Source organism: bacterium, from assembly GCA_035454885.1.
GTDB lineage: Bacteria > UBA10199 > UBA10199 > JACPAL01.
Map to the genome: position 1 here is coordinate 34,628 of DATIGE010000035.1, position 8,521 is coordinate 43,148.

9 protein-coding genes are annotated in these 8,521 nt (G+C 61.8%); 8 read left to right on the plus strand and 1 reads right to left on the minus strand.

Annotated elements, in window-relative coordinates; all coding sequences use genetic code 11:
* Positions 1–23 precede the first annotated feature (23 nt).
* On the plus strand, positions 24–671 hold the full coding sequence (locus tag VLJ37_06270; protein ID HSA59274.1) for a hypothetical protein: 648 nt from the start codon (positions 24–26) through the stop codon (positions 669–671).
* A 39-nt stretch (positions 672–710) separates the two neighbouring features.
* Positions 711–1,409 (plus strand): hypothetical protein, encoded by a 699-nt coding sequence (locus tag VLJ37_06275; protein ID HSA59275.1) that lies wholly within the window; start codon positions 711–713, stop codon positions 1,407–1,409.
* A gap of 7 nt (positions 1,410–1,416) precedes the next feature.
* On the opposite strand, the gene VLJ37_06280 is transcribed toward VLJ37_06275, so the two are convergent.
* On the minus strand, positions 1,417–2,157 hold the full coding sequence (locus VLJ37_06280) for an SDR family NAD(P)-dependent oxidoreductase (GenBank protein HSA59276.1): 741 nt from the start codon (positions 2,155–2,157) through the stop codon (positions 1,417–1,419).
* Between the two features lie 36 nt (positions 2,158–2,193).
* Between VLJ37_06280 and VLJ37_06285 the strand changes: the two genes are divergently transcribed.
* The 6 genes from VLJ37_06285 to alaS form a co-directional block, all read left to right on the plus strand.
* A complete protein-coding gene (locus VLJ37_06285) occupies positions 2,194–2,646 on the plus strand; it encodes a phosphatidylglycerophosphatase A (GenBank protein HSA59277.1) in 453 nt (150 codons plus the stop codon).
* Positions 2,643–3,887 (plus strand): competence/damage-inducible protein A, encoded by a 1,245-nt coding sequence (locus VLJ37_06290; GenBank protein HSA59278.1) that lies wholly within the window; start codon positions 2,643–2,645, stop codon positions 3,885–3,887. Before VLJ37_06285 ends, VLJ37_06290 begins: the two co-directional genes overlap by 4 nt.
* Before the next feature lie 124 nt (positions 3,888–4,011).
* A complete protein-coding gene (locus tag VLJ37_06295) occupies positions 4,012–4,317 on the plus strand; it encodes a hypothetical protein (GenBank protein HSA59279.1) in 306 nt (101 codons plus the stop codon).
* Positions 4,318–4,322: 5 nt separating this feature from the next.
* Positions 4,323–4,895 carry an RNA 2',3'-cyclic phosphodiesterase gene (gene thpR / locus VLJ37_06300; protein ID HSA59280.1) on the plus strand — a complete coding sequence of 191 codons (573 nt, stop codon included), beginning with the start codon at positions 4,323–4,325 and terminating at the stop codon, positions 4,893–4,895.
* Positions 4,895–5,962, plus strand: a complete 1,068-nt coding sequence (gene recA / locus VLJ37_06305) for a recombinase RecA (GenBank protein HSA59281.1) — start codon at positions 4,895–4,897, stop codon at positions 5,960–5,962. Before thpR ends, recA begins: the two co-directional genes overlap by 1 nt.
* 40 nt (positions 5,963–6,002) lie before the next feature.
* The coding region (gene alaS, locus VLJ37_06310; protein HSA59282.1) for an alanine--tRNA ligase at positions 6,003–8,521 on the plus strand (2,519 nt) is incomplete at its 3' end.

Below are 8,521 nucleotides of genomic sequence, written 5' to 3' on the forward strand. Positions count from 1 at the left end.
CTATAATGCGGCGGGATAAAGAAATGTCCACCGCCGTTCCCAATTTGGCCTTCTTGCCCGTTTCCGGACTCTCTCCCGGCCAGGTCTCCCTCCTCAACTACGTCCACACGATGGGGAGTTTTGACGAAGCCCCCTTCTCCCGAAGCGCCTTTTCACCCTTGAATCTTTCGGCCCGGATGGAGGTCGAAATCCGGGAGAGGCGGCGGTCCCCGGTCGACGCGGTCTTCTTGTCCGCGGCCTCTCTCGTCGCCCGGACGGTCAAGCAGGAGCGCCTTCTGACCGGTATCTTGGGGGAGACCTGGTATTCGGAGTCCCGGTTCGTTCCCGCGGTTGAGAGCGAATTGACCACGCTCAGGCGCGTGATCGGCGAGGCCCGGACCGAGCTCAAGGCGTGGCGGGGCGCCCTCCAGGGGTACCGCTTCGATGGGATCCAAGATGCCGGCGAGGCCTTCGACCTCAGTCTGGAGGAGCCCTTGGGGTCTCTTCTGTTCGAGATGCAGTTGGAGTTTCTCCGCAGGATCGTGGATGCCCGGGAGATCTTGGAGGACTACGGGGCACGGTCACTGGCGGGGATCGAGGCCTACTTCAACGTGTCCCGTGTGAGAAAATCCGGTCCCATTGCCAGGATCCGCGACGAGGCGACCGGGGGATCAGGGAAGATCCCAGGGTAGACACGGATCCATTCACAACGTGATTTTGGGAGAGCGTTCATGATTTTTACCGCGGTCATCAGTCTTTCAGAGGCGTTCAGCCCGGCCCAGCGTGGGCTTCTGACCTATATGGGGACCTGGAGCCAGCTCTCGTTGTCTCAGGCGCGGCTGGATCCCTTTTCGACGAGAAACCTGTCGCAGGTGATTCAGGACGGGATCGCGTCCGGGGAAGTGGTTCCCGAAGGCCTCGAGCCGTTTTCCGCATCCAGCTACGTCCGGCGGGCGGAGACCTATGAGAGCGCCCTCCTGGTGAGCCTCGGCGTCGATGCGGATGCGATCGACAGCTTCGTTCGCTTGGGCGTGTCGTACGGGGACTACTTTTCAGAACCCCTTCATCCCTGGCAGGAAGACCAAAAATTTGCGGTACCGCTCATCCGCCAGATGACGGAACTGCACGGAGCCATCGCCCTGGCCCGGGAACGGATTGACGCCTGGAAACGCTCTCACGACCACTTCAAGCTGATCCGCGAGGAGTTCGGGATGGACCGGATCTTGGGCCAGCCCCTTCACGTCCTGCACGGGATCTTGGAGAGAAACGTCGGTCGCGCCCGCTGGGTGATCCAGCGCCGGGGGATGACGGAGGAAGGGCTCTTGGAGTATTTCCGGATCCCGAACGCCGGCTGGTCGGGACTCGCCCCCCGCGAAGAGGCGATCGACTTCGACGCCTTGCAGACGGTTATCCCTCCTCCCGCCTTGTAGATTTCCGCTAGCCGGCCATTGTCAGTCCGCCGGAGACCGACAGGACCTGACCGGTCACGTAATCCGCGTCCGGCGAGCAGAAGAACGCCACGCCCGCGGCGATCTCCTCGGGTTTGGCGATCCTCTTGAACGGGATGATTTGGATGAAGGTCTCCTTGATCTTCGGATTGATCGCCTCCTCGAAGAGCTGGGTGTCGGTCGGGCCCGGACAGACACAGTTGACGCTGATTCCGTAGCGTGCCACCTCGCGGGCGAGTCCCTTCGTGAAGCCGATGACGCCCGCCTTGCAGAGCGAATAAACCACGCCCTGCATCTGACCCACGCGTCCGGCGTCCGACGAGAGATTGACGATCTTGCCGCCTTTCCGTTTCGACATGTCTTTTAGGACGGCATGCGCGACCAGGAGCTGCGTCTTGGAGTTCACGGCGATGACCTTGTCCCAATAGGCCTCGTCCTCTTCGAGAAAGAAGGTGGGGAGGGCCCAGCCGATGTTGTTCACGAGGATGTCGACCTGCCCGAATTTCTCGATGACCTTCGCGACGCTCGCGTCGACTTCGGGCTTCTTGGTGCAGTCGGTCTTGAGGAAGATCGCCTGCGGGCCGATCTCCTTGGCCGTTGCCTCGCCGCCCTCGGGCTTGAGGTCGAAGATGGCGACGTTGGCCCCGTCGGCCGCGAGTCTCTTGGAGATCGCCTTGCCGATGCCCTGGGCGCCGCCCGTGACGATTGCCGTCTTTCCTTTTAATTTCATGTTTCCCTCCAGCGAAGGAGTGAATAAGGTATTTCCGTGCGACAAGTCATCCTCTTTTTGGCCTCGGGCGGGGGCGCCGGTTATATACCGTTCGCCCCGGGCACCTGGGGCAGCGCGGTCGGGCTGCTCGCATACTGGCTCTTGCTCAGGCTCCCCCAATGGCCTCTCGCGGTCACGGTCGCGGCCTTTGTTTTTCTCTCCTGTTGGATCGCCGGGCTCGCCGAGGAATTCCTGGCCGCCAAGGACCCGCAGGTCATCGTGATCGACGAGGTCTCCGGGATGCTCGTCGCCCTGATGTTTCTGCCCGCGAGCTGGAGGGTCGTCCTCGCGGCCTTCGTCCTTTTCCGCCTCTTCGACGTCTGGAAGCCCTTCCCCGTCCGCTGGATCCAGGAAAACCTCCCCGGGGGATGGGGCGTGGTGGGGGACGACATCATGGCGGGGATCTACGCGAACCTCGTCCTGCAAATCGCCCTTCGGGCCATCCGATGAAGATCGAGATCATCACGATCGGGGACGAGGTCTTGTCGGGGGCGATCACCGACACCAACTTCGCCTGGCTGGGCGAGCGGCTCTGGAGCCGCGGCTACGAGCTTCACTGGCACACGACCGTCGGCGACGAGCCGGAGAAGATCGCCGAGGCCCTTCTGAAGGCCGCTGAACGCTCGCGGGCGGTGATCGTCACCGGGGGCTTGGGACCGACGCTGGACGATATCACGATCGAAGCGGCCGCCAGGGCGTTCGGTCAGAAACTCGTCCTCAACGAAGTCGCCCTCCAGGCCATCAAGAATCGTTTTAAGAAAATCGGGCGGGACATGACGCCCAATAACGAAAAGCAGGCGTTGCTCCCCGAGGGCTCGCTGATGATCCCCAACAAGATCGGAACGGCTCCGGGTTGTCACGCGGTTCACCGGGAGGCGCACTATTTTTTCATGCCCGGCGTGCCGCGCGAGATGCACCAGCAGTTCGAGGACTCCGTTTTGCCGGAGCTCATGAAGTTGGAAGAGGAGAAGAGGGCCTATGCCTTCAAGCTTCTGCGTTGTTTCGGCGCTCCGGAGGCGACGATGGCGCAGAGGCTTGAGGGCATGGAGCTCACGGGTATCGACCTTGCCTATCGTGTTTCATTTCCTGAGATTCTGATCAAAATATCCTCCTGGGGCCCTGACCCCACCGTTCTGGAGAGGCGCGTGACGGGTGCGGCGACGGAAATCCACAAACGTCTGGCGGACTGGGTGTACGCGGAAGGGGAGGAGACGTTCCCCGCGCTCATCGGCCGTCTCTTGAGGGAAAAAGGCGCGACGCTGGCGACCGCCGAATCCTGCACCGGCGGACAGTTGGCCCATCTCGTCACCAACGTGCCCGGCAGCTCGGCCTATTTCGACCGCGGCGTCGTGACCTACAGCAACGCCTCCAAGACGGAGATCCTGGGCGTCCCCCAGTCCCTCCTCAAGACCTTCGGGGCGGTCAGCCCCGAGACGGCGACGGCCATGGCCAAGGGAGTCCGGAAACTGGCCAAGACCACCTACGGGATCGGGATCACCGGCATCGCCGGCCCGGACGGCGGGACGACCGAAAAACCGGTGGGCACCGTCCACATCGCATTGGATGCCGGAGACGGCACGGTCGAGCGCGAACTTCACTTTGCCACGACGCGCGAGTGGTTCAAGAAGGTGGTCGCGTTCGCGGCGATGGACCTGCTGCGGAAGAAACTCCTTGGTCTTCTCAAGACCTGAAATTCGAACCCTGTCGTCCGGAAATCCGAACGGGTATCTTGCTCGGAAGCGCGGACACGCTGAAGATTTTTCGGGCACGGGTCTTGCTTTTGAGAGAGGCGAGGTCTATGAAGGGAGCCCGACCATGACGAACGATTTCGACGAAAAACCGGTCACGCTGTCGCAGGCCAAGAGCTTGCAGGGACAGCTCAAGCAGGAGCTCAAGCAGGAGCTCAAGGAGGAGCTGTCCCATCTGTTTGCTCGATTTCATAATGATATTCTTGAACCGCGTTTTCAGGCCATCGACAGTCGTTTCGACGGGGTTGACGCCAAACTCGACGATCATGACCGGCGATTCGACCACCTCTTCAAGAAGGTCGAGGACCTTCATCACGAATACATCATCTCGAACGAGCAGATGCGTCGTCTGGAAGCGAAGATCTCCCAGTAATCCCGATGAAAATCCGCTCGTTCATTGCCGCGGATCCCTCGGAAGAGGTCCTTCGAAACCTGTCCTCGACGGTTCAATCCCTCGCTAAGCGGACGGTCGGATTCCGATGGGTGCGTCCCGAGGCGATCCACCTCACGCTTCGGTTTCTGGGTGAAATTGAAGAAGAGATGATCGCGACGATTGACGGACGGTTGGCGCAGCTGGCCGGTTCTTTCGAGCCGATGTCTTTGGAGGCCGCGGGCTTGGGCTTCTTTCCGGGCCCCGAAAAACCCCGCATTGTCTGGGCGGGTCTCACCGGCGAAATCGACCGGCTCGCGGATCTTCAAAGGCATGTTCAGGAGACCGTCGAGGATCTCTCCGTCCATCAGGAAAAGGATCGGGCTTTCGCGCCGCACCTGACGCTGGCCCGGATCCCGAATTTCCGGGGTGCTTCGGGGGTATCGGCGGTCCTTAAGGCCGCGTCCGAGGCCCGCTTTGGGGCGTTCACCGTCGACCGGCTTTTTCTCTACAAAAGCCGTTTGACTCCCGAGGGGGCGAGTTATACCAAACTGAAAGAATACCCATTGAGGAGGCCGTGATGGAATCCAAAGAAAACACCAGTGCCGCCAACAAGGAAAAGGCCCTGAGTTCCGCGATCAGCGTGATCGAAAAGCAGTACGGCAAGGGCGCCATCATGCGGCTCGGCAAGGAGGAGGTCTTGCAAGAGATCGAAGTCGTCCCGACGGGATCGCTGGGACTGGACCTCGCGCTGGGAGTGGGCGGGCTTCCCAAGGGCCGGATCATCGAGATCTACGGGCCTGAATCCTCCGGCAAGACGACCTTGGCCCTCACCTCCGTCGCCCAGACCCAGAAGAAGGGCGGCATCGCCGCTTTCATCGACGCCGAGCATGCGCTCGACGTTCAATACGCGAAGAAGCTCGGCGTGAAGACCGAAGACCTGCTCATCTCCCAGCCGGATAATGGGGAGCAGGCCCTGGAGATCGCCGACATGCTGGTCAAGAGCGGGGCGGTCGACCTGATCGTCATCGACTCGGTGGCGGCCCTGGTTCCCAAGTCCGAGATCGAAGGCGAGATGGGCGACGCCCAGATGGGCGCCCAGGCCCGTCTCATGAGCCAGGCCCTGCGCAAGCTCACGGCGAACGCCTCGCGCGCCAAGACCATGATCATCTTCATCAACCAGATCCGAATGAAGATCGGCGTCATGTTTGGCAATCCGGAAACGACCACAGGCGGCAACGCCCTCAAGTTCTACGCCTCGGTCCGCCTCGACATCCGCCGGATCGCCCCCCTGAAGAACGGCGATCAGATCGTCGGCAACCGCACGCGCGTGAAGGTGGTCAAGAACAAGGTGGCGCCTCCGTTCAAGGAGGTTGAGTTCGACATCATCTACGGCGAGGGGATCTCCCGCGAGGGCGAGTTGCTCGACCTGGCGGAGGCCCATCAGGTCGTCGAAAAGACCGGCACGTGGTACGCCTACAAGGGTGAGAGGATCGGTCAGGGCCGAGACAACGCCCGGCTTTTCCTCAAGGACAACAAGGACATCGCCGCCAAGATCGAGAAGGATCTCTTGACGCCGCCGAAAGACGCCTCCAAAGAGGCACCCAAGGCGGACAAGCCGGAAGCCAAGAAGCGCGCCGCCGGTTAGTGTCTAGTCTTATTCACGGTCTTCCGGTACCCTGACACGCATGACATCGATCCAGATCCGAGAGCGGTTTCTCAAGTTCTTCGAGTCGCTGCGGCACAAGAGGGTGGCGTCCGCCTCGCTCATCCCGGTGGACGACCCGACGCTGTATTTCACCAACGCCGGGATGGTCCCGTTCAAGAACTACTTCACGGGCGCCCAGAAGGCGCCTTTCCCCCGGGCAACTTCATCCCAAAAGTGCCTGCGCGTCTCGGGCAAGCACAACGACCTGGAGAACGTCGGCCGGACGGCCCGCCATCACACGTTCTTCGAGATGCTCGGGAACTTCTCCTTCGGCGATTACTTCAAGCGCGAGGCGATCCGCTACGCCTGGGACTTTCTGACGCTTGAGATGAAGATCCCGAAAGAGAGGCTTTGGATCACCGTCTACGAGAAGGACGACGAGGCCGAGGAGCTTTGGCAGAAAGAGGTCGGCGTCCCCAAGGACCGGATCAAGCGCCTGGGCGAGAAGGACAATTTTTGGGCGATGGGCGACACGGGCCCGTGCGGGCCGTGCTCCGAGATCCACTACGACCACGGCAAGGAATTCGGCTGCGGCAAGCCCGACTGCGCGCCCGGTTGCGACAGCCTTCCGTTACGAGCCGTAGCGAGCGGCGTGTCGCGGGAAGCGACCTGCGACCGGTTCATGGAGATCTGGAACCTGGTCTTTATGCAGTTCGATCGGGACGAGGACGGGCACATGAAGCCGCTCCCCAAGCCATCGATCGACACCGGCATGGGACTGGAACGTCTGGCATGCGTCGCTCAAGGGGTGCACTCAAATTACGACAGCGACCTTTTCACCCCTTTGATTCGGAAGTCGGAAGAGTTGACGGGTAAAAAATATGGAGTGGACGAAGAGACCGACGTCTCCATCCGCGTCCTCTGCGATCACATCCGGTCGGCGGCCTTCCTGATCGCCGACGGCGTGCAGCCGTCGAACGAGGGGCGCGGCTACGTCCTCCGCCGCGTCCTCCGGCGGGCCATCCGTCACGGGAGGCTCCTGGGGATGAATGAACCCTTCTTCTACAAGTTGGCCGACGTCGTCCTGACGGAGATGGGTTCCGTCTATGCGGAGCTTGGCCGCGAGATCGATCTGATCAAGCGGGTCGTCCGCTCGGAGGAGGAAAAATTTCTCGAGACTCTGGACAAGGGACTGGCCATCATCCGCGAGGAACTGGAAAAGGCCCGCAAGGCCAAGGAGCGCGTGCTCTCCGGCGGGGTCGTTTTCAAACTTTATGACACCTACGGCTTTCCCATCGACTTGACGGAGTTGATCGCCCAGGAGGCTTCCCTCGACATCGACATGGCGGGCTTTGAGGAGCTGATGGAGGAGCAAAAGGGCCGCGGGCGGCGGGCGTGGAAGGGCTCGGCGGCCTCCAAGATGAAGGACGTCTATTTGGAAATTGGGCAGGAGATCGCGCAGAAGAGCCTCCGCTCCGAGTTCGTCGGCTACGACCACCTGAAGGATAAATCCCCCGTGGCGGCCATGATCCGCGTGGCCGACGAGCAGCGCGTGGAGAAGGCCGGGCCGGGCGAGGAGGTCGAGATCGTCACGCTCAAGACGCCCTTTTATCCCGAAGGCGGCGGGCAAGTGGGCGATCACGGCACGATCGAGACCAAGCATCTGAAGGCCCAGGTCCTGGACACGCATAAGGGCGCGGATTTGATCGTCCATCGCGTCAAGATCCTGGAGGGCAGGGTCCAGGAGGGCGACGAGGCGGACCTGGCTGTGGACCCCCGCTGGCGCGAGGGTTCCATGACCCACCACTCGGCGACGCATCTGTTGCACGCCGCGCTTCGGAGGGTTCTGGGAACGCATGTCCGCCAGGCCGGTTCCCTCGTCACCCCCGAAAAACTCCGCTTCGATTTCTCTCATTTCGAGCCCGTCTCCAAGGAAAGGCTGGTCGAGATCGAGGAGATGGTGAACGACCAGATCCGCCGGAATCTGGGCGTGACGACCTCCGTCATGTCCTATGACGACGCGATCAAGGCGGGCGCCCTGGCGTTCTTCGGCGACAAGTACGGCGACCGCGTGCGCGTCTGCCAGATGGGCGATTTCTCGACGGAGCTTTGCGGAGGGACGCACGTGGCGGCCACCGGCCAGATCGGCCTCTTGAAGATCACCGGCGAAGGTTCCGTCGCGGCGGGCATCCGCCGCGTGGAGGCGGTGGTCGGCGTCCAGGCCTCTCATTATTTGAAAAAGCTCGAGTCGGAGATCGACCGCCTGGCCGCTGTCCTCAAGGCGAATCCGCACGACGTCGTCGACCGTGTGGAAAAGCTCCTCGATCAGGTCAAGCGCCTGGAGAAGGATTTACAGAAGGCCCGGACTACGATGACCCGCGGCGCCGAGGGTGGGGGAGAGCAGGAGGAGATCAAGGACGTCAACGGCGTGAAGGTCCTGACGTCGATCGTCGCCATCGACGATCCCAAGCTCCTGCGCGACCTCTCCGACCAGAAGATCCAAAAACTGGGCAGCGGCATCGCGGCCCTGGGCGCGGCCAACGGCGACAAGGTCACCCT